The organism is Bradyrhizobium sp. 190, from assembly GCF_023073415.1.
In the GTDB taxonomy this organism is placed as follows: Bacteria; Pseudomonadota; Alphaproteobacteria; order Rhizobiales; family Xanthobacteraceae; genus Bradyrhizobium.
This window is the reverse complement of the sequence record NZ_JADPJL010000065.1, coordinates 174835-200045: the sequence shown is the minus strand read 5'-3', so window position 1 is coordinate 200045 and position 25211 is coordinate 174835. Positions and strand designations below refer to the sequence as shown.

26 protein-coding genes and 1 pseudogene are annotated in these 25211 nt (G+C 61.6%); 13 read left to right on the top strand and 14 right to left on the bottom strand.

The genetic code is table 11. From position 1 onward, the window contains the following. Positions 1–258 precede the first annotated feature (258 nt). A complete protein-coding gene (locus IVB22_RS32875; protein WP_247521313.1) occupies positions 259–624 on the bottom strand; it encodes an H-NS family nucleoid-associated regulatory protein in 366 nt (121 codons plus the stop codon). A 382-nt stretch (positions 625–1006) separates the two neighbouring features. Here IVB22_RS32875 and IVB22_RS32870 point away from each other — a divergent pair, with 382 nt between their 5' ends. The 4 genes from IVB22_RS32870 to IVB22_RS32850 all read left to right on the top strand — a co-directional run bounded on the left by IVB22_RS32870 (position 1007) and on the right by IVB22_RS32850 (position 2997). Further along, entirely contained in the window at positions 1007–1264 is a 258-nt protein-coding gene (locus IVB22_RS32870; protein ID WP_214489513.1) for a hypothetical protein, read from the top strand. Between the two features lie 138 nt (positions 1265–1402). Beyond that, on the top strand, positions 1403–1687 hold the full coding sequence (locus IVB22_RS32865; protein WP_247521312.1) for a DUF3551 domain-containing protein: 285 nt from the start codon (positions 1403–1405) through the stop codon (positions 1685–1687). Between the two features lie 598 nt (positions 1688–2285). Further along, positions 2286–2537, top strand: a complete 252-nt coding sequence (locus IVB22_RS32855; RefSeq protein WP_247521310.1) for a PilZ domain-containing protein — start codon at positions 2286–2288, stop codon at positions 2535–2537. Positions 2538–2694: 157 nt separating this feature from the next. Next, entirely contained in the window at positions 2695–2997 is a 303-nt protein-coding gene (locus IVB22_RS32850; protein WP_247521309.1) for a hypothetical protein, read from the top strand. A 199-nt stretch (positions 2998–3196) separates the two neighbouring features. Here IVB22_RS32850 and IVB22_RS32845 read toward each other — a convergent pair whose 3' ends face one another. From IVB22_RS32845 to IVB22_RS32835, 3 genes are all read right to left on the bottom strand, one after another. Further along, positions 3197–3520 carry an H-NS family nucleoid-associated regulatory protein gene (locus tag IVB22_RS32845; RefSeq protein ID WP_247521308.1) on the bottom strand — a complete coding sequence of 108 codons (324 nt, stop codon included), beginning with the start codon at positions 3518–3520 and terminating at the stop codon, positions 3197–3199. 1775 nt (positions 3521–5295) lie between these two features. After that, the gene (locus IVB22_RS32840; protein ID WP_247521307.1) at positions 5296–5598 is read right to left on the bottom strand and encodes a hypothetical protein; all 303 of its coding nucleotides are present in this window, start codon (positions 5596–5598) and stop codon (positions 5296–5298) included. Between the two features lie 43 nt (positions 5599–5641). Beyond that, the gene (locus IVB22_RS32835; protein ID WP_247521306.1) at positions 5642–5881 is read right to left on the bottom strand and encodes a hypothetical protein; all 240 of its coding nucleotides are present in this window, start codon (positions 5879–5881) and stop codon (positions 5642–5644) included. A gap of 196 nt (positions 5882–6077) precedes the next feature. Here IVB22_RS32835 and IVB22_RS32830 point away from each other — a divergent pair, with 196 nt between their 5' ends. Beyond that, positions 6078–6293 carry a hypothetical protein gene (locus tag IVB22_RS32830; RefSeq protein ID WP_247521305.1) on the top strand — a complete coding sequence of 72 codons (216 nt, stop codon included), beginning with the start codon at positions 6078–6080 and terminating at the stop codon, positions 6291–6293. Between the two features lie 10 nt (positions 6294–6303). Here the strand turns inward: IVB22_RS32830 and IVB22_RS32825 are convergent, their stop codons facing one another. Beyond that, complete coding sequence (locus IVB22_RS32825) at positions 6304–6483, bottom strand: hypothetical protein (protein WP_247521304.1); 180 nt, start codon at positions 6481–6483, stop codon at positions 6304–6306. Positions 6484–6606: 123 nt separating this feature from the next. Between IVB22_RS32825 and IVB22_RS32820 the strand changes: the two genes are divergently transcribed. Further along, positions 6607–6960, top strand: coding sequence for a DUF6481 family protein (locus IVB22_RS32820; RefSeq protein ID WP_247521303.1), 354 nt, complete (start codon positions 6607–6609; stop codon positions 6958–6960). A gap of 163 nt (positions 6961–7123) precedes the next feature. On the opposite strand, the gene IVB22_RS32815 is transcribed toward IVB22_RS32820, so the two are convergent. Together IVB22_RS32815 and IVB22_RS32810 are read right to left on the bottom strand one after the other, a co-directional pair. Continuing rightward, positions 7124–7363, bottom strand: a complete 240-nt coding sequence (locus IVB22_RS32815; protein WP_247521578.1) for a pentapeptide MXKDX repeat protein — start codon at positions 7361–7363, stop codon at positions 7124–7126. A 352-nt stretch (positions 7364–7715) separates the two neighbouring features. Continuing rightward, positions 7716–8402: a GntR family transcriptional regulator gene (locus IVB22_RS32810; RefSeq protein ID WP_247521302.1), complete on the bottom strand. Its 687-nt coding sequence runs from the start codon at positions 8400–8402 to the stop codon at positions 7716–7718. A 177-nt stretch (positions 8403–8579) separates the two neighbouring features. Between IVB22_RS32810 and IVB22_RS32805 the strand changes: the two genes are divergently transcribed. The 4 genes and pseudogenes from IVB22_RS32805 to IVB22_RS32790 all read left to right on the top strand — a co-directional run bounded on the left by IVB22_RS32805 (position 8580) and on the right by IVB22_RS32790 (position 12478). Further along, positions 8580–9203, top strand: a complete 624-nt coding sequence (locus IVB22_RS32805) for a TRAP transporter small permease (RefSeq protein WP_247521301.1) — start codon at positions 8580–8582, stop codon at positions 9201–9203. After that, positions 9203–10468, top strand: a complete 1266-nt coding sequence (locus tag IVB22_RS32800) for a TRAP transporter large permease (RefSeq protein WP_247521300.1) — start codon at positions 9203–9205, stop codon at positions 10466–10468. The genes IVB22_RS32805 and IVB22_RS32800 overlap by 1 nt, the downstream gene beginning before the upstream one ends. A gap of 26 nt (positions 10469–10494) precedes the next feature. Further along, positions 10495–11478, top strand: a pseudogene (locus tag IVB22_RS32795) (TRAP transporter substrate-binding protein). Positions 11479–11551: 73 nt separating this feature from the next. Further along, positions 11552–12478 carry a dihydrodipicolinate synthase family protein gene (locus IVB22_RS32790; RefSeq protein ID WP_247521299.1) on the top strand — a complete coding sequence of 309 codons (927 nt, stop codon included), beginning with the start codon at positions 11552–11554 and terminating at the stop codon, positions 12476–12478. A 5-nt stretch (positions 12479–12483) separates the two neighbouring features. Here the strand turns inward: IVB22_RS32790 and IVB22_RS32785 are convergent, their stop codons facing one another. The 4 genes from IVB22_RS32785 to IVB22_RS32770 form a co-directional block, all read right to left on the bottom strand. After that, a complete protein-coding gene (locus tag IVB22_RS32785; RefSeq protein WP_247521298.1) occupies positions 12484–13392 on the bottom strand; it encodes a hydroxymethylglutaryl-CoA lyase in 909 nt (302 codons plus the stop codon). Then, a complete protein-coding gene (locus IVB22_RS32780; RefSeq protein WP_247521297.1) occupies positions 13389–15395 on the bottom strand; it encodes an acetyl/propionyl/methylcrotonyl-CoA carboxylase subunit alpha in 2007 nt (668 codons plus the stop codon). Before IVB22_RS32780 ends, IVB22_RS32785 begins: the two co-directional genes overlap by 4 nt. Positions 15396–15397: 2 nt before the next feature. Continuing rightward, complete coding sequence (locus tag IVB22_RS32775) at positions 15398–17002, bottom strand: carboxyl transferase domain-containing protein (protein WP_247521296.1); 1605 nt, start codon at positions 17000–17002, stop codon at positions 15398–15400. Positions 17003–17115: 113 nt separating this feature from the next. Next, on the bottom strand, positions 17116–18288 hold the full coding sequence (locus IVB22_RS32770; RefSeq protein WP_214489492.1) for an isovaleryl-CoA dehydrogenase: 1173 nt from the start codon (positions 18286–18288) through the stop codon (positions 17116–17118). 177 nt (positions 18289–18465) lie between these two features. Between IVB22_RS32770 and IVB22_RS32765 the strand changes: the two genes are divergently transcribed. Continuing rightward, on the top strand, positions 18466–19131 hold the full coding sequence (locus IVB22_RS32765) for a TetR/AcrR family transcriptional regulator (RefSeq protein ID WP_247521294.1): 666 nt from the start codon (positions 18466–18468) through the stop codon (positions 19129–19131). 19 nt (positions 19132–19150) lie between these two features. Next, entirely contained in the window at positions 19151–19648 is a 498-nt protein-coding gene (locus IVB22_RS32760) for an Lrp/AsnC family transcriptional regulator (protein WP_247521293.1), read from the top strand. A gap of 52 nt (positions 19649–19700) precedes the next feature. Here IVB22_RS32760 and IVB22_RS32755 read toward each other — a convergent pair whose 3' ends face one another. After that, entirely contained in the window at positions 19701–20006 is a 306-nt protein-coding gene (locus tag IVB22_RS32755; RefSeq protein ID WP_247521292.1) for an ETC complex I subunit, read from the bottom strand. A 232-nt stretch (positions 20007–20238) separates the two neighbouring features. Here IVB22_RS32755 and IVB22_RS32750 point away from each other — a divergent pair, with 232 nt between their 5' ends. Beyond that, positions 20239–21384 (top strand): OpgC domain-containing protein, encoded by a 1146-nt coding sequence (locus IVB22_RS32750; RefSeq protein WP_247521291.1) that lies wholly within the window; start codon positions 20239–20241, stop codon positions 21382–21384. Positions 21385–21515: 131 nt separating this feature from the next. Here IVB22_RS32750 and IVB22_RS32745 read toward each other — a convergent pair whose 3' ends face one another. Then, entirely contained in the window at positions 21516–23324 is a 1809-nt protein-coding gene (locus IVB22_RS32745; RefSeq protein ID WP_247521290.1) for a carbamoyltransferase C-terminal domain-containing protein, read from the bottom strand. A gap of 766 nt (positions 23325–24090) precedes the next feature. After that, the gene (locus IVB22_RS32740) at positions 24091–25188 is read right to left on the bottom strand and encodes an amidohydrolase family protein (protein WP_247521289.1); all 1098 of its coding nucleotides are present in this window, start codon (positions 25186–25188) and stop codon (positions 24091–24093) included. Positions 25189–25211: the final 23 nt, after the last annotated feature.

Sequence of the window (25211 nt, the reverse complement as noted above, 5' to 3'; positions counted from 1 at the left end):
CGCTGTGTCGCGCGGGCACTAGCCGACGACCCAACAAGAGCGCACCTTGAATGTGGGGGAGACTTCAGGAAGGGGCAATCACGATGGCGGCAAGAGCAGCGCACAGCAGAACCGAACGACATCCGTCAGCCTCACATCCGTCAGCCTCAAGGAGGCCAATCCGTGGAGGGGCCGCAAAGCTCGCCAGACGGCTGGCCGAGGTGCAGGCACTGCGCAAGCTGGTTCAGAAAGCCGAAGCTGGTCGACGTTACTGATCGCCTATGCTGCGTGCCTGATCCGAAAATCGTCGATCCGCCTGCCGGATTTTAGTTGTGCGGCCAGCCAGCGGGGCGTCTTGCCGCGTCCCGCCCAGGTCTCCGACGGACGCTCCGGATTCCGATATTTCGGAACGACCGCGGGATAGGGGCGGCGCTCCGTCGCCGACTTGGCATCCGACGACTTGGCACCCGGCGACTTGGCATCACCAGTTGCATGCTGAGTTTCAATTCCGCGCTGCAGCCGCCTGAGGCGATTTTCAAGCACGCTCTTTTCCGCAGTCAGTGCCGCAGCAAGTCTGGTGGCAATTTCCTCGTGGAGCGCCCACAATTCGTCGGTCGACATCGACTTGAAGTCATTCCGGTTCATGACGGTCCCCAATCATGATGCGAAGTTTTGAGCCCTCATCGCCGGCCGATAATCTGAACGTAACAAGGCCGATTCAAAACGCTCCTGCTGTATCAGGTTAGATGGAGTCGCGGTTCCACGGAAGAAATAAGCGTTGTGCAACGCAAGCTTGACCGAAAAAATTTGCCGAGTTCCGAAAGCACAACCCGAGATTGAGTGCCTCGTCCGGCCGCCGAGGAGGAACCGGTAGTGCGGACTTCGCCGCGCATCGCTCCGCTCAAGGGGACTATTTGTGCATTGAAGGCCCACGAAAACTGCAGCGGCACGCGTGACGATTTGCGGTTTGGCCTTATAATGCCGGCCGGAAATTGCTCCGTTGCCCAGACAAAGGATGCGGATCGTAATGCCAAAAAAGGGAATCACCGGCCACGACGAATGGGTGGTCACGGAAGCGCTGGCGACGGCATTGGTCGCGCTTGAGCAGCTTGAGCCGACCCAGCAATCGCGCCAGCAGATGGACGACATCCGGAAACTGCTGGCAGCCAATTGTCAGCCCGGGACCCTCAACCTGCACCTCGCCCAGGCAAAGTGCCGGCTAAACCCCCACGCCGATCGCGCCGCCGTCTATCGAGAGTATGGATTTGAGGATCGGGAAGTCTGAAGAGCGGGCTCATGGTGAGCGTAGCAAACGTAGCCGGACGAGCGGAGCGATATCCGGGATTCCTTATGCTGTGTCCCGCATGTCGCAGCGCTCATGCGGGCGACTTGATAGAAGTGCTGAAGTTGGGAGGACATCAGGATGAAGCTGCCACACGCATTTGTCACAGCACTATCTCTGACAATTTCGGCCGCCGCGATCGCCCTGCCCGCCCCCGCTCGCGCCCAGACCTACGATCCGAGCTATCCCGTTTGCCTGCAAGTCTACCAAGGCGGCATCGCGGACTTCTATTTCGAGTGCCACTATCGAACGATGGGGCAGTGTCAGGCGTCGGCTTCGGGCCGCTCCGCCCAATGCGTGGTCAATCCATATTACGGTGGGCCGAAGGGCGGGCGCAGCAAGCGCCAGCGGTCTCAGCAGTATTGAAGCCTGTAAGCAAGGCCCGGATGAGCGGCCGCGCCCACCCGCCCGATCGCCCCGCCATTCACCAGCCGTAAGTGCCGAGCGCGAGCGGCCTCGGTGGGGCTTTGGCCGTTCGCGTCGTGTCGGGCCTCAGGCACCGCCGCGCGGCTTCGATCTCGGCATCACTCGCGCCTTTGCTGCGGGCCCACTGCTCGGCGGCGGGCGCACTGTATTGCGCCACATAATAGCGAACGACAGGACACGAAATTCGACGCAAAACACCAGACTGTTCACCCGCCAAGCCGGCGCTTGATGTTCCCAGACACAGCGCCAGCACGCACATCCAACGTAAGTGCATATGATTCCCCTCTGCGCATTTAAGAGAGGCTGGGTTTCACCGGCGCGGCAAGCCTGATTGTGAGTTCCACACGCGGAACACACAGAGCTGTGCTTAAGCCGCAACTGCACCGTCCTGACGACGGCTGCTTTCGCTCGTGGAACGCGACTTTCCGCGATGATTAAAATTGATTGTTTACGAAGAAGACCGAACCTGATTGCCGCCTGCGCGCAATTCGCTAGTCTTTGCTTGTTGGGGCCTGGCGTGAACTGTTGGTAGCTCCGAATGGAATTCGAACGCCGATCTGTGACGAGGACGACGATCTCGAAAGACGCGCTTCTGTTCTTTGACAAACAGCGCGGTGTCCTCACCTGCCGCGTTCAGGACGTCACGAATTCCGGGGCCGGAATCGAGCTGCACACCCTCAATTTGCTGCCGCTGAATTTCGAATTGAGCTTCGACAATTTTCACACCGTTCGCGAGTGCCGCGTGATCTGGCGGCAAGGCGATTTCGTCGGCGTTGCGTTTCAGAATTGATCGCGGGGAACCCGGGGAGCTGGCCCCACGGTGAACAAACAGCCTTGGGGCAATGGAACTAACATCGAGACTCCGCGTCGAATCCCGTGCTTCCGGTTCTTCCCGAACACGACCCATGCGGGGTTGACCGGTCGGGGGTCTATGACTGGAGTTCAGTATGTCCTGGGATCGTCCGTTCGCTCAGCCTGTCCCTCTGCCGGAGGGACCGCCAGCGCAAACCCTGCGAGACGCCGCCGACTACGTCAGGAAGCTTCCTCAGCCAGAACGTGATTGTCAGGAATGGCGGCTTGCCGTCCAGATGCTCATCGATGCCGCCGAAGATCGCGGACCCATGCTGTTTGCGCGCATGGGAATTGTCAGAGCCCTGGAAGCCTATGTCGTAAAGACACTCAATCCCGAGCGCCAAGGTCCAAGTCCAGGCCAAGATAATCTGAAGTGCGACCGCGACGCCAGCATCTGAATCCAGATCGACATCGCCAGCGACATTGCCGAAACGCCTGAAGGCTTTCCGAGCCAGGCAGCCAGGAACTCACGCGCATTCAAGCGTTCGCGCGCATTAGCGATAGCAGCAGATCGGCACGGCATCCGCAGGCTTCACGTGGCCAATTCGCGGACTGGCCAAGTGCAAGCGCACCGCAACCGACCGGCTGCAAATCTTCTTACGCTACCTGCCTGATACGGAAGTCGTCGATCCGCTTGCCGGATTTCAGTTTTGCAGCAAGCCAACGCGGCGTCTTCCCCCGTCCCGCCCAAGTCTCGGACGGCCGATCCGGATTCCGAAACTTCGGAACGACAGTGGGATATGGGCGCCGCCCTGTCGGCGAACTCTCGCGCTCGGCTTCGACGCCACCCTTGAGTTGTTTCAGGCGATTTTCGAGTACGCGCTTCTCCGCGAGCAGCGAGGCTGCAAGCCTGGATGCGATTTCCTCGTGCAGTGCCCACAACTCATCCGTGGACATCGATTTGAAGTCATTTCGGTTCACGACCGTCCCCAATCATGATTCGATGATGTAGTTGTCATCGTTGGCAGAAAACATGAGCAGAATAAGGCCGATTCAGAACCTCTTTCGGGCCAAAAAGTTCCAGCCAGTTGGCTTCGTCTCACAACACAACCATAACGAATTTTCTTGATGCACTCAATTTCCGTTTTCAACTGGTGGTAGATTGACTGGCGAAGGCGCTGAGCCTGCGAAGATTCAAACCTAAGAGCCTATCGTTGACGGTTCCCTAATCGTGCAACAGCATTTCGATCCGCTGGTTCGAGTATGCGACCTCGCTGCACGGCGTACGGCAGCGGCAAAGCACATATTATTCCGTTATTCTCGCCGTGGGATAATCATCTGGGTTACCCAATTCGGCGCAATCCGCCCCTTCGGCGCAATGCCGCCCTACCCGCGCCACGCCAAAGTCGAAACGGAACTTTGCGGCCGGAACCTCCGGCAGGCGAGAGCCTGTCCGCAACAGAATGTTGTCGTCATGGCAGGGTATCGCCACCGCAATGGTCGCGGCGCTTCCAGGCTGCGGTTCGCGGCGCTTGCGTTGGCGCTCACCCCCGTGCGTCGCGCCGGCTAAGTAGCAAGCGTAAGGCGCGCTTACCTGCCGCCATCCAGGGGGTGCCGCGAACGAGAACGTCGGCTTTGTCGCCAAAGGCTAGCGAGGTGCCCACAATAGCCGAGCGCTCGTCTCCCCCCGGGGTAGGTGTAGGGGCGGCGCCCGGCTATTCGGGCCGCGCGGCGGTGCGGCTTGATAAGGAACTCATTTCTAACTTAATGAGAATTTAAAAAGCCGTTGAATTATAACGATTTTTTAGCCACGTCCGATTGCTGACGCTGGGCATCCTGGCTTCAGGGAACCGAAAAAGCGGCAAAACGGGCCGAAATCCCCCAGTTAGGGAACAGAGCGCCCTCGACACGTCTTCCCTATTTCATGGCTGCTGGGTCAGGTGGCCGCGGGGACAGCTATTGCTCGGAGACCGCGATGAACGGCAAATCCACGTCCATGACAAGGCCCAGGAATACGGCAACGCCGCCGATGACCGCCATCAACTCCAAGAGGACGAAGGCGAGCAGCGCGCTCAATCCGATTGCCGCTTTTTTCCAACCGTTCCACATGGAGCTACCTCTTAGCACACCGAAATCCCGTTGGAGCAAAAGGCGAACTTAAGGTGAATTTGGAACCCCGGATCCGCGGTGGCGCGGCCCAGCCTGATCGGCGGGCCGATCGGCGGCGCGGGACCGTCCCAAAGGTCATCTAGGTCATGCTCGTGATCGTGGTGCTGTTGATCATCTGGCAATTTCTCGGATCGCTTTGATCGTCGGCACGCAGCCCAATGACCGCGGACCGCGTCGCGCTTTTCCGATGTGGTTGTGCCGATGAAGCGGATCGAACGCCGGAAGCGGCTCGGCCGTTGCGATGAGGAGTAGACGAGGCCCGGAGTGCCTAGGAGTCCGGGCCTCGTGGCCTCCAGTGGTCGCGTGCGTCGTGATGAACGAACGCCCTGCCCCCCGCCGCTGCAAGCGACGGCGTTATAAATCGTCGTTACGTGCGCGGCCAATCCGTATGAGTACGGTGCGATATCCTGTGCATATTCCTTGCGTGTGTCCCGCACGCCAGACCGCAACACTCTGCCCGGCCGTCATTGCTGCGAGTTCGTAGCCCCGGTGGGCGTTACGAGTTCTGCGTGCATCCGCGCGCGAGACCGTAAAAATCCGCCCAGCCATCATTGCGAGCGAGCGAGGCAAATCCAAATCGCCGCGTTCTACCGCTTATCGAACGGAATATACTGATGATACTCTTTCGGCACCGAGTTCCGGTAACGCGCGGGCACCGTGCCACGGTCGACTGAACGGTCGATCTCCTGCTGCCGGGTCATCTTGGCCGGTTTCTTTTTCTTCGGCGCCGCCTTCTCCTTTTCAGGAGCTGTGGTTTCCGGCGCGGCAGTGGACGTTGCCGCAGGCGCCGTCCCGCCGCTCGGCGTGCCCTGCGCCCGCGCAAGGCCGGCCGGCAGGACTACGAGAGCCGCCGCCGACGCGGCCACCACAAGGCGAGGCAGTTTTTGCATGGGAGGCTCCGGTTCAGGTCAACTCCGTTCCAACCGAATCCTATTACGTCCGCAGCCGTCCGCACACCGGGATTTTGGCGACGCGGACGGCCATGGACTGGCTGTGCTTGACGCGGCTGCAGGTCGTGAAGACGAAGGCCAGCCGGCTGCACTGCCAGTCAGGACCGAGAGCGGCGCTGGCAGCCGGCTCGGGATAGGACACGCCGATCACGACGAAGAAGGCCAGCGCGACGGCGGCGGCGACGAGAACGAGGTATTTGCGGGTCCACCAGTTATGCGGCATGGCGGTCGCTCCTGTTTCAGAAGCCCAGAAAATAGGTTCGACCCGCCACGGCCCCTGTGAACAGGTTCACACTACACGGGTTTGTGCGCGAGCCCGATGGATGAGGAAATGGGTATAATTCCCGTAAATCCGTTGCGTATTCACAACCCTTGATCGAGACTGCGCGTTCGGGGTGAGCGCGTGTGCGGGGCGTGCGATGGACAAGCAGGAAACGGGCTACGACTACATCAGGTATAAGCAATTGCTGGCGGAAGCGGACGACGAGACCAAACGGCTCGAGCTGATCGAGATCATGATCAGGGAAAACGCCCGCGACAGGCTGGAGGCGCAGCGGATCGCGGACCGGGTTGCGATGACGGCGATGACGGTCGCACGCGTTCTCGGCCCCGGTGGGCGTCGCGATAACGCCTAGGATAGTGCGGTCACTTTTCTGAAGCGAGCATCACCAGCGAGCCGACCAGGCCAATCAGCGCGCAGGCGAGAAGCCCATATTGCAGGATCGCCAGCGCCCGGTTCGGGTCGCCGTTGCCCTCTCGTTGAGCAGCCAGGCTGACGTATTCCCGCTCATCGGCATCAGTTCGGGCCATTTGCTGTTCACGCAAGTCTCCCCTGCTCTACCGGCCCCATTTCGACGCTGGCATTTTGCCCCGGGTTCACTTACCTAGGCCCCATTCCGCGCGTTTGGCGCGTCCAACCCCGAGAGTGAAAGCGACAAGGCCTCTTTTATGAGTGGATTCAAGGAACCGAACTTCGCGGACCGCCAGAAGGCCGCGATGCAGGCGCGGCAGAACATCCTGAACAAGTTTCGCGCCCAGCCGGGGCCCGATGATCCCGAGGTGAAGCGCCGCCAGGCCGAGCGCGAAGCCCAGGCGGCCGCGCGCGCCAAGACACGAGAGGCCAAGGAAGCCGAAAAGGCCGAGCAGAAACGTCGCGAGGCCGAGGCCGCCGCGGTGGAAGCCGCCAGGATCGCGCGCGAAAAGGAAGAAGAGGCCGCCAGGCTGGCAGCGCTGGAGGCCGAGCAGAAGGCCAAGCGCGACGCCCGTTACGCCGCGCGCAAAGGCAAGGGCAAGAAGAAGTAGGCAAGAGGAAGCGGGCAAAACGTGCACCGCCGCCTCTTGCCGGTGACCGATTCAGCCCTCCCGTCATTCCGGGCCGGGGCGTGAGCGCCAGACCCCAAGATGCGCCATTGCGCATCGGGGATGCGCAATGGCTTGCGTTTGTCGTAGGGAATGACGGCGCGACTCAGTTCTTTTTCATGCCGTCGTCTTTTTTCATGCCGTCTTTCATCATGCCATCGTGCTTCATGCCGTCCTTCTTCATCATGCCATCGTCTTTCTTCATCGCGTCCTTGGACATCGATTCCTTCTTCATGCCGTCGTCCTTGCCCATCTTGTCCTGAGCGAGGACGGCCGGCGCGAACGCAAGGCCGAGCGAAACGAGCGCAGCAGACAGGCCGAGGCCGATACGGGTCGTGGTGGTCATGGGATGGTCGTCCTTTGGGTTCAAGTTGGTTTCTCGAAAGCGACGTCTGCCGCTTCCCCAGACGACGATGCCGCAGCCGGGTTTGTTACCGGCCACATCGCAAAGTTCTTGCGTTGTCACGGATAGTTGAAGCGGAGGCCAACGCTCCGCGAGTGCCGCGGGATGGATGGCGCTCGGCTGGCGCTGGGCAATAACGTCATCGTGGTCTTCGCCGCCATCGCGCTGATCGCGGCATGTGTGACGGCGGACGGTGTTTCCATAGTAGGGTGGGCAAAGCGAAGCGTGCCCACCATCGCGAGCACGGTGCTTGATGGTGGGCACGGCGCAAGTGCGCCTTTGCCCACCCTACATTTCACGCGTCGCTTCTGGCACGCGCCGCGATCGAGCCGCCGCCCACGACCTGCAGCAGGTCCGTTCGCACCGCCTCGATATGCTGCTCCAGAAACCGGCAGGCCTCGTCGATCTGCTGCGCCCGGCATAGCGCGATCAGGTGGGCGTGTTCTTTTTCGGCTTTCCCCATCGCCTTGGTGTTGGAGAGCTGCAGGCGCGTGTAGCGGTCACTGGTCTGCAGTAACGCGATGACGATCGCCTTGGTACGCGGCCGCCGCGCGTGAATGTACAGCGCCATATGGAAGTCGGCATTGAGCTGGCCCCACTCGCTGACATTGCCTGCCTTGATCGCCTTCTCGAAGCGCTTCTGGATGTCATCCAGCCCGGCAAAATCTGCTTCCACAAAGTGCGGCGCCGACTGCGCCAGCAGCCGCGGCTCCATGATCCGCCGGAGATCGAACACGTCGTTGATTTCGTCCAGCGACAGCTCCGAGACGATCGCGCCTTTCTGCGGAACGATCCGCACCAGCCCCTCCGCCTCGAGCTGAAACAACGCTTCGCGCACGGGAATGCGGCTCACGCCGTAGGCCTCGCCCAGCGCGTCCTGCCGAAGCTGCGAGCCGGCCGGATAGGTCCCGTCGAGAATCGCCTGCCTGAGCTGGTCGACGATCGCAGCCGACAGCGTCCGGTGCTTCAAAGGGCCCTTCATTTGATCTTCCGTCGTCATGTCAGGCCTTTCCAGTCGAGGCGGCACCAATTTCGCATGTTGAGGTGGTCCCGACCCAGCAAAAGCTGTCGGAGCCCTATAATCTCCATTTGACAAGATTGTATAAATTATACATTTTTGAAGTGCACGATAAATTTCAATGGGGTAGCGGGGCTCTTCATGGTCGAGCAGACGATTGCGGATGCGCCGGCGTCCAGCGCCCGGCGGATCGTTGTCAGGGCTTCCAGCCTCCTGCTCGCTTTCGAGCGCATCGCCTTGATGGGCTTGATGTATCTGCTGACGGCGCTGATTCTGGTGAACGTCGTCACCCGCTATTCGCACTTCCCTATCTATTGGATCGATGAGTCTGCCGTCTATTGCGTGGTCTGGCTGACCTTCATCGGCGCCTCCGCGATGACGCGGCTGCGGCTCGATTTCGCCGTCACCATGATGACCGTGCGGCTCTCGGCGCGGAATCAGAAGGTCGCGAAAATCATCGCAACAGGCATGGTCGTCGTGTTCGGCGTGGCCCTGATCGCCACCTGCTTCCTCTGGATGGATCCGATCGGGCTTGCCCGCGCCGGCTTCGACGCGCGCAAGCTCGCCGCCGAGACCTTCAACTTTCTCTACACCGAGCGCACGCAGACGCTGAACTGGCCGACCTGGGTCGTCTACCTGACGCTGCCGATCTTTGCGGTGTCGATGACCGTCCATGGCCTCGCAAACCTGCTGGAGGATCTCGAACTGGTCCCGCGGACCCCGCCGAAGGGCTTTCAGCTCTCCGAACTCGACGGGGTCAACTGATGATTACCACGGCCGCGTTCATCGCGATCATGCTGGTCGGGGTGCCGATCGGATTGTGTCTTTGCCTTGCCGGCTTCGTCTACATCATCGCATCGGGAAATCCGGTGCTGTTTCAGTCCTACCCGCTGCAGCTCTTCGGCGGGGTCGACAGCTATGGCCTGATCGCGATCCCGCTCTTCATCCTGATCGGCGAGATCATGAATGGCGGCGGCATTACGCGGCGCATCGTCGACATGGCGATGGCCTTTGTCGGCTCGCTCAAAGGCGGCCTCGCCTACGTCAACATCCTCGCCAACATGTTCATCTCCTCCATCCTCGGCTCGGCGACCGCGCAGGTCGCGATCATGGCGCAGATCATGGTGCCGGAGATGGAGAAGAAAGGCTACGACAAGACGTTTGCGGCCGGGCTAACCGCCTATGGCGGCATGCTCGGGCCGATCATTCCGCCATCGGTGATGTTCGTCGTCTACAGCGTGCTGGCGCAGGTATCGGTCAGCGACATGCTGATTGCCGGCATCGTGCCGGGCGTGATCCTCACCGCGATGTTCTGCGTCGTCATCGCGCTGATGGGATACATCTACAATTATCCCAAGGCCGACTATCAGACCCCGCGACAGCGGGTGGCGACAATCCTGCGGACGTCGCCGACGTTGCTGATCCCCATCGTGATCGTCGGCAGCATCCTCGGAGGGCTCGCCAATGCGACGGAGTCCGCGGCCGTCGGCGCGGTGGCGGCGGCGCTCATCGGAAAATACTGGACCAGGGAGTTCGAGTTCTCGCAGTTGCCGCAGATGATGCTGCGCGCAGGAATCTACTCGGCCATCGTGCTGTTCCTGGTTGCCGCCGCAGCCGTGTTCTCCTGGGTGCTGATCTTCGGCAAGGTGCCGCAGGAAACCGCCCGTTGGATTCAGTCGGTCGCCAAGGATCCGGTCAGCTTCATGCTGCTCTGCAATGTGATCCTGCTGGTGATCGGCACTGTCATCGACGGCATTCCCGGCCTGATCATGACGGTGCCGATCCTGCTTCCGGTCGCGACCGACATCTATCACATCGATCCGCGTCACTTCGGCGTGGTCGTGGTGATCAATCTGGTGCTCGGATTGCTGTCACCCCCGGTTGGTCTTTGCTTCTTCGTCGCCGCGGCCGTCACCGGGGCCAAGCCCGGAAAGATGTTCATGGTGACGCTGCCGTTCTTTGTCATCAGCTGCGTCCTGCTGGTGCTGCTCTCGCTCTATCCGTCCCTCTCCCTCGTCCTCATCAAGTAGGTCCAAACCCTCAAGGAGCCTTGCCAATGTCTCTTTCACGTCGCCGCTTCCTTGCCGCCAGCGCAGCCATGCCGCTGTTTGCGCCGTCGCTCGCGCTTGCCCAAGCCAAGGAGTTTCGCCTCGGCCTGATCACGCCCAACGGCCATTCCTGGAACAAGGCGGCGCTGAAGCTCGGCGACGATCTCAAGGCGGCCACCAACGGCCGCCTGACCATGACGGTGTTTCACTCCGGCCAGCTCGGCAATGAGCCGGCCATGATGCAGCAATTGCAGTCCGGCGCGCTCGACATGGGCTTCATCCAGGCCGCCGAGTTCGGTTCGCGCGTGCCGCATATCGCCGCGATCAACGCCCCCTACATCGTGCGTTCGACGCCGTCGGTCGCGAAATTCGTCCGTCATCCCGCGGCGATCAAGCTGTTCGACGTCCTGCCGCAGGAAACCGGAACCATCGGCCTCGGCTGGGGCATCACCGGCATGCGCGCCGTCTTCTCGTCGAAAGACCTGACGAGCCTCGCCGACATCAAGGGCATGAAGCTGCGCATCAACCCGACCCCGGTCTATCGCGATTTCTATTCGTCGCTCGGCGCGGCGCCGACGCCGATCCCGACGCCTCAGGTGTTCGACGCCATGGCGAACGGCTAGGTCGACGGCCTCGAGGCGGATCTTGAGTTCTCCTGGAACCAGCGCTTCGACAAAGTGTCAAAGGTCATCCTGCAGATGAACGCCGTCTTCATGCCGATGGCAGCCATCGTTTCCGGACGCGTCTGGCAGTCGTTGCCGGCGGCCGACCGCGAGCTGATCGCCAAGACCGTCAAATCGACGCTCGATGCACAGATCGATGAATTGGCCGGCAATGAGCCCAAGCTGGTCGAGAACTTCAAGAACGCGCCGATCCCGATCCGCCAGGTTGACGCCAAGGATACCGAGGCCGTCATCGCCGAGTTCGACAAGATCTGGCTGCCCAAGGCGCCCGTTCTCGCCGAACTGCGCAAGGTCGGCGCGACGCTCTGATCCCACCCATCGTTTCCAAGCCAAGCCCGGCGGATGTGACAGTCCGCCGGAAAATTCCAATCGGAGCCAAACAATGAGCCCACGCATTTCCTGGGAAGGCGTCTTCCCGGCCGTTACCACGCAATTCAATGACGATCTGTCGCTCAATATCGATGCAACCGCCAAGGTCATGGACGGCCTGATCCGCGACGGCGTTTCCGGATTGATCGTCTGCGGGTCCGTCGGCGAGAACACCTCGCTGGAGCGCAAGGAGAAGATCGCCATCATGGAGACAGCCAAGTCGGTCGTGGCTGGCCGTGTGCCCGTTCTTTGCGGCATCGCCGAGTTCACGACCGCCTTTGCCGTCGAGACTGCCAAGGAAGCGGCGCGCGTTGGCATCGACGGCGTGATGGTGATGCCCGCGCTGGTCTATTCGTCCAAGCCGCACGAGACCGCCGCGCACTTCCGCTCGGTCGCCACGGCGACCGATCTGCCGGTGATGCTCTACAACAACCCGCCGATCTACAAAAACGACGTCACGCCGGATATTCTCGTCACCCTCGCCGACGTCGAAACCGTCGTCTGCTTCAAGGACTCCTCCGGCGACACACGGCGCTTCATCGACACCCGCAACATGGTCGGCGATCGCTTCGTGCTGTTCGCCAACCTCGACGACGTCATCGTCGAGAGCGTCGCGATGGGCGCCGTCGGCTGGGTCTCCGGCATGTCGAACGCCTTCCCGCGCGAGGGTGAGACCCTGTTCCGCCTCGCCAAGGCGGGACGCTATGCCGAGGCCATGCCGCTCTACGAATGGTTCATGCCGCTGTTGCACCTCGACGCCCGTCCGGACCTCGTCCAGTGCATCAAGCTTTGCGAGCACATCATGGGCCGCGGCACCGCCCTGACCCGCCCGCCGCGCCTTGCGCTGCTGCCGCACGAGAAAGCGGAGGTCGAGGCCATGATGGCGAAAGCGCTGAAGAACCGGCCGATGCTGCCGAATGTCGGACTGAAGGCCGCGTAAGCGGCCTACTTCGCGGCCCGCGCCTTCGCGTTCAACGCTGCCGCGACGCGGCTGACCGGCGGACGGCCGATCAGCCCGCTCACGACATTGGTCGCCGCCACCAGCTTTGACATATCGACGCCGGTCGCAATGCCCATGCCCTCGAGCATGTAGACCACGTCCTCGGTTGCGACGTTCCCGGTCGCGCCGGGGGCGTAGGGGCAGCCACCGAGGCCGCCGGCGGCGGAGTCGATCACGCGACAGCCCTCCTCCATCCCTGCATAGAGATTGGCGAGGGCCTGCCCATACGTGTCGTGGAAGTGCATCGCCAGATTGGCCATTGGCACGTGGCCCGCCACGGCGCGCAGCAGTTGCCGCGCCTTCAGGGGTGTGCCGACGCCGATCGTGTCGCCGAGCGAGATTTCGTAACAGCCGAGATCCCACAGCACTTTTGCGACGTCGACCACCGACTGCGGCTTGATCTCGCCCTCATAGGGACAGCCGAGTACGGTGGAGATGTAGCCGCGCACCCTGACCCCGTCGGCCTTGGCGCGGGCCAGCACCGGCCTGAACCGGTCGATCGATTCCGCAATCGTGCAATTTATGTTGGCGCGTGAAAAACTTTCCGACGCCGCGGCGAACACCGCGATCAGTTTGGCGCCGGCGGCCTGTGAAGCCTCGTAGCCCTTCTCGTTCGGCACCAGCACCGGCAGTTCACAATTCACGTGGCGGCTGACGCCGCGCAGCACCTCGGCCGATCCGACCATTTGCGGGATCGCCTTGGGCGAGACGAACGCTCCGACTTCCACGGCCGTGAGCCCGGCGCCAATCAGCGCCTCGACGAAAGCGATCCGGTCGGCGACGCTGATCGGCGTCTTCTCGTTCTGCAGCCCATCGCGCGGGCCGACTTCGACGATATGGACGCGATCGCTCATGACGCCGCCGGTTCGACTTCGGCGAGTTCGACGCCTTCGCCGACGATATCGCCGACCTTGCATTTGATCTTCTTCAATACGCCTGCAAAGGGCGCGCGCAGGGTCTGTTCCATCTTCATGACTTCGAGGGTGAGGATCGCGGCGCCCTTTTCCAGCGTCGCGCCTTCCTCGGCCAACAGCGCGACGACCGTGCCCGGCAGCGGCGCCACGATCTTGTCCTCGCCGACCTGCTCCTCGGTCTCGCCGCCGAACGGATCGACCCAGTGCAGGTCGAAGCGACCGTTGCGGGTGCGCAGGTAAAGCTCATGGCCCTCGATCACGGCTACCACGCGCGACTTCATTCCCTCGATCGTCAGGTCGAAACCACCACCCTCCGCAGGCGAGGTTGCGAACACGAACAGGTGCTTGCCGATCGATATCGTCGATGGGCCGTTGCCATATCGCAGCGTCACCTTCTGTTCGGCGCCCTGCCCCTGCCGGAACGAAAATACCCGTTGCCGCTGCCCGACTGGCATCCAGCCGAAGGTTTGCCACGGCGAATGCGCTTCCCTGCGAGCGGTCCTCTGCTCCTCAACGACGATGGCCGCGACTGCGGCGCAAAGCTCGAGATCGCCGAGCGTGCTTGAAGCTTCCGTCAGCTTCTTCAGTTCGCGCTCGATGAAGCCGGTGTCGATGGTGTTGGCGCGCACATTCGGGTGCGTGATGAGCGCGGACAGGAACGGAATGTTGGTGACGATGCCCCTGACGTCCGTCTCTTCCAGGCCGCGGTTGAGCCGCTCGATGGCGGCCTGGCGCGTCGGCGCCCAGGCTATTACTTTTGCCAGCATGGCGTCGTAATACGGCGACACCGCATCGCCATCGCGATAGCCGGCGTCGATCCGCAAGCCATCGACGGCGTCAGGCGTGCGCCAGGTCTTGATCCGGCCCACTGAAGGCATGAAATTCTTCTGCGGATTTTCGGCATAGACCCGCGCCTCGATGGCGTGGCCGTTCAGCCTGATCTCGTCCTGCGCCAGCGGCAGTTTTTCACCGAACGCCACCCGCAATTGCCACTCCACCAGATCCACGCCGGTAATCAGCTCGGTCACGGGATGCTCGACCTGCAGGCGGGTATTCATCTCGATGAAGAACACTTCCTTGCCGTCGGAGACGAACTCGATGGTGCCGGCGCCGACATAGTTCACGGCGGCAGCCGCCTTGCGCGCGGCGGCGCAGACGGTCTCGCGCTGCGTGGCATCAAGCGTCGGCGACGGCGCCTCCTCGATCACCTTCTGGTGCCGCCGCTGCAGTGTGCATTCGCGCTCCCTGAGCGAGAGCAGATTGCCATGGCTGTCGCCGATGATCTGCACCTCGATATGCCGGGGGTTCTGCACGAATTTTTCGATCAGCATGCGGTCGTCGCCAAACGCCGCCTTGGCCTCGCGCTTGGCGCTGACGATCGCGGCCGCAAGTTCTCCGGCCGAATTGACCACGCGCATGCCCCGCCCGCCGCCGCCGGCGGATGCCTTCACCAGCACCGGGAATCCGATCTTGTCGGCGGATTTTGCGAGCGTCGCCTCGTCCTGCGCCTCGCCGTGATAGCCCGGCACCAGCGGCACGCCGGCCTTTTCCATCAGCGCTTTCGAGCCCGACTTCGAGCCCATCGCGGTCATCATCGCAGCCGTCGGGCCAATGAACACCAGCCCGGCGTTCAGACACGCCTGTGCGAATTCGGCATTCTCCGACAGGAAGCCGTAGCCGGGATGGATGGCCTCGGCGCCGGTCTGGCGTGCGGCTTCGATTACGCGTTCGATATTGAGATAGCTGTCGCGTGCCCGCGCGGGTCCCAGCAACACGGCCTCATCGGCCATGGCAACATGCATGGCGTCGCGGTCGGCCTCGGAATAGACGGCGACGGTGCGCAGGCCCATGGCGCGGGCGGAGCGGATGACGCGGCAGGCGATCTCGCCCCGGTTGGCGATCAGGAGGGTACGAAAACGCCGGTAGAGTTTCGAGCGGTCCATCATCACATCCTGAACAGGCCAAATTTCGTCGATTCGATCGGCGCATTGACCGCGGCTGATAGCCCAAGGCCCAGCGCCAGCCGCGTGTCGGCGGGATCGATCACCCCGTCGTCCCACACCCGTGCGGTGGCGTAATAGGGATTGCCCTGGTGTTCGTATTGCGCGCGGATGGGTGCGCGGAATTTTTCTTCCTCTTCCGCCGACCAGGTCTCGCCCTTGGCCTCAATATTGTCGCGACGGACTTGACCGAGCACCATCGAAGCCTGCTCACCGCCCATCACGGAGATACGAGCATTCGGCCAAAGCCAGAGAAAGCGCGGGCTGTAGGACCGCCCGCACATGCCGTAATTGCCGGCGCCGTAGGAGCCGCCGATCACGACGGTGAATTTCGGCACACCGGCGGTCGCCACCGCCGTTACCAGCTTGGCGCCGTCGCGCGCGATGCCGCCGGCCTCGTATTTCTTGCCGACCATGAAGCCGGTGATGTTCTGCAGGAACACCAGCGGGATGTTGCGCTGGCAGCACAATTCGATGAAGTGCGCACCCTTCAGCGAACTCTCGCTGAACAGGATGCCGTTGTTGGCGATGATGCCGACCGGATAGCCCCAGATATGGGCGAACCCGCAGATCAGCGTCGTGCCGTAGAGTTTTTTGAATTCGTCAAATTCCGAGCCGTCGACGATCCGGGCGATGATGTCATGGACGTCGAACGGTTTCCTGCCGTCGGCGGAGACCACGCCGTAAATCTCTTCGGCCGGAAACAGCGGCTCCCGCGGCTCGCGCATGTTCAGCGCCGCCCGCGTCGGCGGCTTCAGCGTGGCGACGATGCGCCGGGCGATCCCGATCGCGTGCGCGTCGTTCTGCGCGTAATGATCGGTGACGCCGGATTGCCGCGAATGCACGTCCGCGCCCCCGAGCTCTTCGGCGCTCACCACCTCGCCGGTTGCGGCCTTCACCAGCGGCGGCCCGCCGAGGAAGATCGTGCCTTGATTGCGCACGATGATACTCTCGTCCGACATGGCCGGCACATAGGCGCCCCCGGCGGTGCAGGACCCCATCACGATGGCGATCTGCGGAATGCCCTGCGAGGACATCTGCGCCTGGTTGTAGAAGATGCGACCGAAATGCCGCTCGTCGGGAAAGATCTCGTCCTGCAGCGGCAGGAAGGCGCCGCCGGAATCGACCATGTAGACGCAAGGCAGATTGTTCTGCCGCGCAATGTCCTGCGCACGCAGATGCTTCTTCACGGTCATCGGATAATAGGTGCCGCCCTTGATGGTGGCATCGTTGGCGACGATGACGCATTCACGGCCCGAAATGCGCCCCACCCCGGTGATGACGCTGGCGGAATGGACATCGCCGCCATAAAGGCCGTTGGCCGCGAGTGGCGACAATTCGAGAAAGGCGGTGCCGGGATCGACCAGCAGGTCGACGCGTTCGCGCGCCAGCATCTTGCCGCGCGAGGTATGCCGCTTGCGCGCCGTCTCACCGCCCCCGCCGGAAACCACTTTAAGCTTCTCGCGAAGCTCCGCCACCAGGCCGCGCATCACGTCGGCGTTGCGGGCAAACTCGGAAGATGTGGGATCGATGGTGGAATGAAGCGGCATGGTCGGCGTTTTCTTTGGATGCTGGAGGGCCGTTGGAATGGCTTCAGGACGGTCGGGACAGCCCATTCGAAGAGAATGCGGCAGCCTGTATCATCTTCGGCTCAATGTGAAGCTCAAGCGGTCTTTTCAAACAGTTCCCGGCCGATCAGCATGCGGCGGATTTCGCTGGTGCCGGCGCCGATCTCGTAGAGTTTTGCGTCGCGCAACAGCCGGCCGGTCGGGTAGTCGTTGATGTAACCGTTGCCACCGAGGAGCTGGATGGCATCGAGCGCGCATTGGGTCGCCTTCTCGGCCGCATAAAGAATCGCGCCGGCCGCATCCTCGCGCGTGGTCTCGCCGCGGTCGCAGGCCTTGGCCACCGCATACACATAGGCGCGCGAGGCGTTCATCGTGGTGTACATGTCGGCGATCTTGCCCTGCACCAACTGGAAGGTGCCGATCGGCTCGCCGAACTGCTTGCGCTCGTGGACATAAGGCAGCACCACATCCATGCAGGCCTGCATGATGCCGATCGGCCCCGCCGCCAGCACCGCGCGCTCGTAATCGAGGCCCGACATCAACACGTTGACGCCGCGGCCGACCTCGCTCAGCACGTTCTCCTCCGGCACTTCGCAGTCTTCGAACACCAGTTCGCAGGTGTCGGAGCCGCGCATGCCGAGCTTGTCCAGTTTCTGCGCGGTGGAAAATCCCTTCATGCCCTTTTCGATGATGAAGGCGGTCATGCCGCGCGGGCCGGCGTTGAGATCGGTCTTGGCGTAGACCACCAGCGTATCCGCCACCGGCCCGTTGGTGATCCACATCTTGTTGCCGTTCAGCACAAAGCGGTCGCCCTTCTTGTCGGCGCGGGTCTTCATCGAGACCACGTCGGAACCGGCACCGGGCTCCGACATCGCGAGCGAACCGACATGTTCGCCCGAAATCAGTTTCGGCAAATATTTCCGCTTCTGTGTTTCATTGCCGTTGCGGCGGATCTGGTTGACGCAGAGGTTGGAATGCGCGCCATAGGAGAGGCCGACCGCGGCCGATGCCCGCGACATCTCTTCCACCGCGATGCAGTGCTCGAGATAGCCCAGGCCCGTTCCGCCATACTCCTCCTCGACGGTGATGCCGTGCAGGCCGAGCGCGCCGATTTTGGGCCAGAGGTCGCGCGGAAACTGATTGCTGCGGTCGATCTCGGCGGCGCGCGGCGCGATTTCGTTCTGCGAAAACGCATGCACCGTCTCGCGGATCGCATCCGCGGTCTCGCCGAGATCGAAGTTGAGAAGCAGCGCCCTGTTTGAGGCCATCATTTCCCCCGGATGTATTCCTTGGAATTAAACGATCATACGTTTTTTTAACCTACCTGCAAGCGGAACCTTACCGGCTCAAATGAAGACCACATACGATTGAAATCACTATCATTTCGTGCAAGAATTATACGATCGACCGCTCGTTTCCACGGCGGCGAATGCCTAGAGGGTCCAATGGCGCGGACGATCGGTTCACACGGCCCGAAGACGATGGAGGCGATCCGCAAGGCGGGGCTCCGTCTCATCTTCGAGCACGGCTACGCAGCGATGAGCCTGCGGCAGCTTGCGGCCGAGGTCGGGATACAATCAGGATCGCTCTACAATCATATCAGCACCAAGCAGGAATTGCTGTTCGAGCTGATACGGGACCACATCAACGAATTGCTTCGCCAGCTTGATCGCGCCCTGCAGGGCAAACAGCGGCCGGTCGACAAGCTCCGCGCCTTCACGGCCTTCCACGTTACCTATCACATGACCAGGAAGCGCGAGGTCTTCATCGCCAATTCCGAATTGCGGAGCCTGGAGACGAAGAATTACGAAGAGATCGTGGCGTTGCGCGGCGCCTATGAGCGGCGGCTAGCCGAAATCCTCAGCCAAGGCGTTGCCGAAGGCGAATTCGAAGTCGTGGACATCCAGGTGGCGACCTTTGCGATCCTGGCCTTGTTGACCGGCCTCACCACCTGGTACCGGCCCGGCGGGCGGCTCACCAGGGAGGCCATCGTCGCCGCCCACGAAAAACTGGTGCTATCGAGCGTCGCCCCCGGCGCGACACCTGACCCGTTCCGAACCAAACGCGCGCCCTCCCCTGATGTCACCGCGCCCGGCAGCCCGGAGCGCTGATGATGCCCAAGAGGAGTCCATGACGGAACGCCAGCCCCTCGACGACATCGACCTGAAGATACTGTCCGAGCTGCAGAGGGATGGACGTATCCGCAACAACGAACTGGCTGAGCGGGTCGGCCTCTCGGAGCCTCCGTGTCGGCGGCGGGTTCGCGCGCTGCGCGAGCGCGGCTATGTCAGCGCTGTCAGAGCCACGCTCGACGAAACGCTCCTTGGCTACGAAGTCATTTCCTTTGTCCTGATCCAGTTGCAGAGCCAGGCCCAGGCTCCGCTGCAGGCGTTCGAAAAATCGATCGCGGCGGTGCCGCTGGTACTGCAGAGCTGGCGGATTTCGGGCGACGCCGACTATCTGCTCAAATGCGTGGCGCGAAACGTCGAGGGCATGCACCAGCAGCTTCTGCAGTTTTCCGCGATGCCTGAAGTGCGCAACATCAGAACCTTCCCGGTGCTTGGCGTCGCAAAGGACGCGCCGCTGCCGATCCCCAACACTCCGGCAGCATCCGACCCGACCCAGTAACCCTTGCCCGCAACGCCCCGCGTCGAGCGACCGGAAAGCACCGGTCAGGCTCTCAGTGCGTCCAAGGCTCGACGCGCCTGAAGGCGAAATTGTCGGCGTAGGCGGCCGGCCGCCGCACCGAATCCTTGGGCTCGATCACCTGGTAGGCAATGCCCTTGCGCTCGCAATAGGCGATCGCGTCTTCCTTGGTGTCGAAGTGCAAGGTGAGCTGCTGTTTCATGTCGCCCGACGAGGTCCAGCCCATCAGCGGCTCGACCGCCCGGGGCTGCTCAGGCTCATAATCAAGCTGCCATTCCTGGGTCTTGGCCCTGCCCGATTGCATCGCGTTTTTGGCGGGCTTAAAAATGCGTGCGGTCATGGATGGTCGGATCCTCAAGCGATATGCGACATGGTAGCGATTGGTGGAAACGGCCGGGATAGTATAGAGACACCTTTCAGGAAATTTGATCGGTGATTCCGTAAACCCCGGATGTACCATTTCCGTACCGGTATAGTCATTATGCCGTACTGTGACAATCTAGGGCCATCCGGCGCCCGGGACCCGATTCTGCGGCGCCATCCTCCGAAAGCATCAGTGCGAAACGGCAGCCATGAAAATCAACGCAACCCTGCCCGACAAAGGACGCGACCTCCGGCTCGACCTGTTTCGCGGGGTCGCAAACTGGGCGATCTACCTGGACCACATTCCAGACAACGTCGTGAACTGGATCACCACCCGCAATTACGGGTTTAGCGACGCCGCCGACCTCTTCGTCTTCATTTCCGGCTACACCGCCTCTTTCGTCTATGCCCGGATGATGCTGGAACGCGGCTTCATTGTCGGCGCCACGCGGCTGACCAAGCGCGTCTGGCAGCTCTATGTCGCCCATATCATCCTGTTCGTGATCTATATCGCCTCGATCAGCTATCTGGCATTGCGTTTTGGCGATTCCCAACTGGTCAACGACTTCAACGTCGTCGGCCTGATTGATAACGCGACCGAAACGCTGCGGCAGGGACTGTTCCTGAAATTCAAGCCGGTCAATCTGGACGTGCTTCCGCTCTACATCGTGCTGATGGGTCTGTTCCCGCCGGTGCTGTGGTTCATGCTGCGCCAGCCCAACTTGACCATGCTGGCTGCAATCGTGCTGTGGCTGGTGTCTCGGCAAACCGGCTGGAACCTGCCGGCCTATCCGATCGGCACCTGGTACTTCAATCCGTTCGCCTGGCAGGTATTGTTCGTGTTCGGCGCATGGTGCGCGCTCGGTGGCGCCCGCAAAAATCTCCGCATCATCAACTCGCCGATCACGCTGTATTTCTGCATCGCCTACATGATCCTGGCGCTTGTCATGACCATGGCCGGCAGGTTTCCGACGTTCGGCGACATGTTCCCGCAGTGGCTGTATTCGACGTTCAACCCGAACGACAAGACCAACCTTGCGCCCTATCGCTTCCTGCACTTCGTGGTGATCGTGATCCTGGTCATCCGTTTCGTGCCGAAGGAGTGGCCGGGCCTGGAGTGGAAGATCTTCGATCCCCTCATCGTCTGCGGTCAGCAATCGTTGGCCGTGTTCTGCGTCGGCGTGTTCCTGTCGTTCGTCGGGCATTTCCAGCTGTCGATGAGCTCGGGCTCGCTGTTGGCGCAGATCTTCGTCAGCGTGACCGGCATCGCGATCATGACCATCGTCGCCTACTACATTTCCTGGTCGAAGCGGCAGGACAAGCCGCTCAAGCCGCCGGCGCCGAAAGCCGCCTGAGCGGCTCCCGGCTGGGCTGTCGCTATAGCGTTTTCAAGCGAAGTGGACACCGGCTCGCATCAAGAAAACGCGTCAAAACAAAAATCTAGAGATTCGGTTCTGATTAAATCAGAACCGAATCTCTAGCGGGTTCAGGCCGGCTGCGCGGTCGATGCCACCAGCATCCGCACGTCGGTGTAGATATTGACCAGCGGCGCGACCACCTTGTGCATGGTGGCCTTCGAGACGATCGTATCGTGGATGACCAGATGATCGACGCCCGTGGTCAGAAAGCAGTTCACGGCATCCTGCGGCGTTTCCACGATCGGCTCGCCCTTGATATTGAATGAGGTGTTGATCAGCACGGGAACACCGGTTAGCGCTTCGAATTCCTTCAGCAGGCGGTAAAGCATCGGATTGGTTTCTTCGCGCACGGTCTGCACCCGCGCGGTGCCATCGACATGCACGATCGCCGGAATCCTGTCCCGCCATTCCGGGCGCACCGGCTTGGCGATCAGCATGAAGGGCGAGTCCTCCTCGCCTTCGAAGACCTCCTTCATGCGCTCGGCCAGCACGATCGGCGCAAACGGACGGAACGCCTGCCGGTGCTTGACGCGGCTGTTGAGGATGTCCTTCATCTCGGGCTTGCGCGGATCCGCGATCAGACTGCGGTTGCCGAGCGCGCGCGGTCCGAATTCCGACCGGTCCTGAAACCAGCCGATCACCTTCTGGTCGGCGAGCAGCTTTGCGGTATCGCGGCAGACATTCTCGCTCTTGATGGCATCGACCTGGATACGCACCAGGAATTTCTGCAATTCCTTGGCGGCGTCCTGATCGCTGTAGCGCCGGCCGACATAGGAATGATCCATCACGAAGTCGCGGCGCTGCTTCAGGATCTCGAGCCAGCCATAATAGGCGCAGCCAATCGCGATGCCGTCATCGCCCGCCGCGGGCTGGATCCAGATATTCTCAAAACCCGCTTCGCGGGCGACCCGCCCGTTCGCCACGCAGTTCAGAGCAACGCCGCCGGCCATGCAGAGGTTCTTCGCACCAGTGGTTTCGCGCAACCAGCGGGCGCGCGCGAGCAGCACGTTTTCGGTGTCGTCCTGCGTCCGCCAGGCCAGATCTTCCCAGTGCCGCATCGAGGGGCTCTTTTCCCAATTGCTGCCATCGAACACAAATGGCTGCTTGAAGTCGGCGGTCCAGTGCGGCACCTGCAGCTTGCCGTCGTTCAGTTCGAGCAGATGCTTGACCTGGTCGCGGCGGCCGTACGGCGCCAATCCCATCAGCTCGCCGCACTTATTCCAGTCGCCGAAAATGTAGGTGGAGGCGCGGCTGTAGAGCGCGCCGAGGCCGGGCATGTTGTAGAATTCGTCGCTGAGGAAGCCGCGGTCCGGCTCCATCCAGACCTTCTTCAGGCATTCGAGGTTCGTGCCGCTGAATTTGTAGTAGCTCTCGGACTCGCGGGCCAGCGGCGTTGCCGTGTCGCTGGCGGGAAAGGCTTCCATGACGTCGGAGCGGTAGCTGCCGACGCCATCGACGATCATCACGACGCCATCCTCGAACGGCGACACCGCGAACGCGCTGTAGGCGTGCGCGAGGTGATGGGAGATCGTGACCACCTTGTCCTGACGAGACAGATACAGCGGGTGCTTGGCCGCGTCGCCTCGCTCGAACTCCGGAAGAAAGCCCGGCGCGTCGAAATAGACCAGCCGCTCCTCCATTTCCTGGACCGGCAGGATGTAGCAATTGCGCACGACCAGATCGACGTCGTCGAGCGTAATGCCCTCGGCCTCGAGGCAATAATCGATCACTTCCTTGTAGAAGCCCGATGCATGCTTGGCCCGCGTGATCCGCTCCTTGGCGATCGCAAAGGCGATGGCGCCGTCGCGCAACAGGCAGGCGCTCACATCATGGTCATAGGTGTTCAAGCCAAGGACATAAGTGTGTTTTTTGGACATGGGTACTCGTTAAGGCGGGGGTCGTCGTGCGCTGAAAAATGGAGATCGTGTCGACATCAAGATGCTGGTGTGGCCATGCCGTAGCTTCTCTTGGAATCCTGCGACGCACAATCATCGACGTTCATGAAGCATTCAGGAAGATGAACGGCGCAACGCAAAAATCCTCGGCAAACCGGCTGCAACTTGACCTTACCTACCCTTCTTAATAAAGTCCCGAAAGCCCGAAAGAACCTTAGTAAAAATATTATCTTAGCGCATCTGAACCGAAAGCTTTCTCACGCGTCTAAGTGAGATAGCGCCGAAGTCCAGATGCTTGGAAGTGACCCGGAGATTCTCGAATGGCTAAACGCTACAGTATCCTGACCCGCTGCCTCGCAGCGCTGGCTTTGTTGTTCGTCTACGTGGCCAGCACCTCCGCCATTTTGGTGGGCGGGACGACCACGTCGGCGGAGGCACGCGGCGGCAGAGGCAGAGGCAGAGGAGGTTTTCGCGGCGGCGGCCGTGGCTACTATCGTGGAGGTGGCCGTGGCTTCTATGGTGGTCGAGGCCGAGGCTTCTATGGCGGGCCGGTTTATGTACGCCCTGGTCCGCGCTGCTGGTGGAACGCCTATGGCGTCCGCGTCTGCAGGTGATGATATAGCCCCGATCGCCGTCGCCTAAGGCGGGGATCGGAGACAAGATCAAAGGCGTGTCGGACAATCCGGCGCGCCTTTTCTTTTTGATGGATCGCTTCGCGGCGTGACGAGACGTCAGGTTTACTTCCAAACTAGCTTGCGAGTCGCGGTAACAGCTTGAGCGCATTCCCCCGCGCGATCGCCGCGATCTGATCGTCTGTGAACACACCCGCTTCGTGCAGCCCTTTCACATGATCAATGCCGGTCCGGTACGGGAAATCCGTTCCGAACACGATCTGCGACGGCGGAATGATCGCCGCCAGTGCCGACATCGAGCCGCGGTTCGAGGTCTGCGCAGTGTCATAGAAGAACCGTTTCAACTCGGTAAGCGTACCATCAGGCACCGTTTCCTTGGCCTTCGGCACCAGCAGCGGATGGCGGACGAAGCGCTCGATCAGGAACGGCATGGTCCCGCCTGCATGGGAGAATATCCAGCGGATGTCGGGAAACCGCCGCGCATTGCCGGAGAAGACGATGTCGGCAATGGTGCGCGTCGTGTCGGTGCCGAACTCGATCATGACCGGCGGCTGCGTCGGCGCGAGGTTCACGCAGCAATTGGCCGCCGTCGGATGGGTGTAGACCAGCGTCTTGCGCCGATTGAGTTCTTCCATGACCGGCAGGAACAGCGGGTCGCCAAGCCACTTGTCGCCATAGCTCGTCATCAAGGCGATGCCATCGGCCTTGAGCGTGTCGAGCGCATGCGTCAGTTCGCGCAAGCTGCCTTCGGCGTCGGTGAGCGGCAGCATCGCGAAATTGCCGAACCGACCAGGATAATCTGCGACCAGCTTTGCGGCATACTCGTTCGACTCCCGACAGAGTTTTCGCGCGGCATCGCCCTTGGTGAAATTGACGGCGGGCGTGGTGACGGAAAGCATCGCGGCCGCGATGCCGGCCTTGTCCATATCGGCCAGCGATTTCTCGATGGTCCAACTCTTCATCAAGGGATCGCCGAAGGCGCTGTCGTTCGACGCGGTCACGTAGGTCGGCGGCGACAGATGATGATGAACGTCAATCCGGAACGGTTTTGTGTCGGCGATTTGTGCCGTTGCCCGGCTGCTACCTGTCGCCGTTGTCAGCGCCAGCGCGCCGGCGCCGAACATGAAGCCGCGCCGGCTTGGGTTGGAGAGTGACGGACTTGATGGGCCACAGCAGAAGCATCCCCGCAAGCGCGGCGCGCGCAAATCCGTCATCCGTTCTCTCCCTGCTTTTGCTT

Coding starts and splice junctions, on each gene's coding strand:
- IVB22_RS32760 (WP_247521293.1), top strand. CDS start 19,151: ATGACGGAACGCCAGCCCCTCGACGACATCGACCTGAAGATACTGTCC.
- IVB22_RS32745 (WP_247521290.1), bottom strand. CDS start 23,324: ATGTCCAAAAAACACACTTATGTCCTTGGCTTGAACACCTATGACCAT.
- IVB22_RS32810 (WP_247521302.1), bottom strand. CDS start 8,402: ATGAAGGGCCCTTTGAAGCACCGGACGCTGTCGGCTGCGATCGTCGAC.
- IVB22_RS32780 (WP_247521297.1), bottom strand. CDS start 15,395: ATGGACCGCTCGAAACTCTACCGGCGTTTTCGTACCCTCCTGATCGCC.
- IVB22_RS32770 (WP_214489492.1), bottom strand. CDS start 18,288: ATGGCCTCAAACAGGGCGCTGCTTCTCAACTTCGATCTCGGCGAGACC.
- IVB22_RS32785 (WP_247521298.1), bottom strand. CDS start 13,392: ATGAGCGATCGCGTCCATATCGTCGAAGTCGGCCCGCGCGATGGGCTG.
- IVB22_RS32870 (WP_214489513.1), top strand. CDS start 1,007: ATGCCAAAAAAGGGAATCACCGGCCACGACGAATGGGTGGTCACGGAA.
- IVB22_RS32815 (WP_247521578.1), bottom strand. CDS start 7,363: ATGACCACCACGACCCGTATCGGCCTCGGCCTGTCTGCTGCGCTCGTT.
- IVB22_RS32800 (WP_247521300.1), top strand. CDS start 9,203: ATGATTACCACGGCCGCGTTCATCGCGATCATGCTGGTCGGGGTGCCG.
- IVB22_RS32765 (WP_247521294.1), top strand. CDS start 18,466: ATGGCGCGGACGATCGGTTCACACGGCCCGAAGACGATGGAGGCGATC.
- IVB22_RS32865 (WP_247521312.1), top strand. CDS start 1,403: ATGAAGCTGCCACACGCATTTGTCACAGCACTATCTCTGACAATTTCG.
- IVB22_RS32835 (WP_247521306.1), bottom strand. CDS start 5,881: ATGCCGCATAACTGGTGGACCCGCAAATACCTCGTTCTCGTCGCCGCC.
- IVB22_RS32820 (WP_247521303.1), top strand. CDS start 6,607: ATGAGTGGATTCAAGGAACCGAACTTCGCGGACCGCCAGAAGGCCGCG.
- IVB22_RS32775 (WP_247521296.1), bottom strand. CDS start 17,002: ATGCCGCTTCATTCCACCATCGATCCCACATCTTCCGAGTTTGCCCGC.
- IVB22_RS32790 (WP_247521299.1), top strand. CDS start 11,552: ATGAGCCCACGCATTTCCTGGGAAGGCGTCTTCCCGGCCGTTACCACG.
- IVB22_RS32855 (WP_247521310.1), top strand. CDS start 2,286: ATGGAATTCGAACGCCGATCTGTGACGAGGACGACGATCTCGAAAGAC.
- IVB22_RS32805 (WP_247521301.1), top strand. CDS start 8,580: ATGGTCGAGCAGACGATTGCGGATGCGCCGGCGTCCAGCGCCCGGCGG.
- IVB22_RS32755 (WP_247521292.1), bottom strand. CDS start 20,006: ATGACCGCACGCATTTTTAAGCCCGCCAAAAACGCGATGCAATCGGGC.
- IVB22_RS32740 (WP_247521289.1), bottom strand. CDS start 25,188: ATGACGGATTTGCGCGCGCCGCGCTTGCGGGGATGCTTCTGCTGTGGC.
- IVB22_RS32840 (WP_247521307.1), bottom strand. CDS start 5,598: ATGCAAAAACTGCCTCGCCTTGTGGTGGCCGCGTCGGCGGCGGCTCTC.
- IVB22_RS32750 (WP_247521291.1), top strand. CDS start 20,239: ATGAAAATCAACGCAACCCTGCCCGACAAAGGACGCGACCTCCGGCTC.
- IVB22_RS32875 (WP_247521313.1), bottom strand. CDS start 624: ATGAACCGGAATGACTTCAAGTCGATGTCGACCGACGAATTGTGGGCG.
- IVB22_RS32830 (WP_247521305.1), top strand. CDS start 6,078: ATGGACAAGCAGGAAACGGGCTACGACTACATCAGGTATAAGCAATTG.
- IVB22_RS32850 (WP_247521309.1), top strand. CDS start 2,695: ATGTCCTGGGATCGTCCGTTCGCTCAGCCTGTCCCTCTGCCGGAGGGA.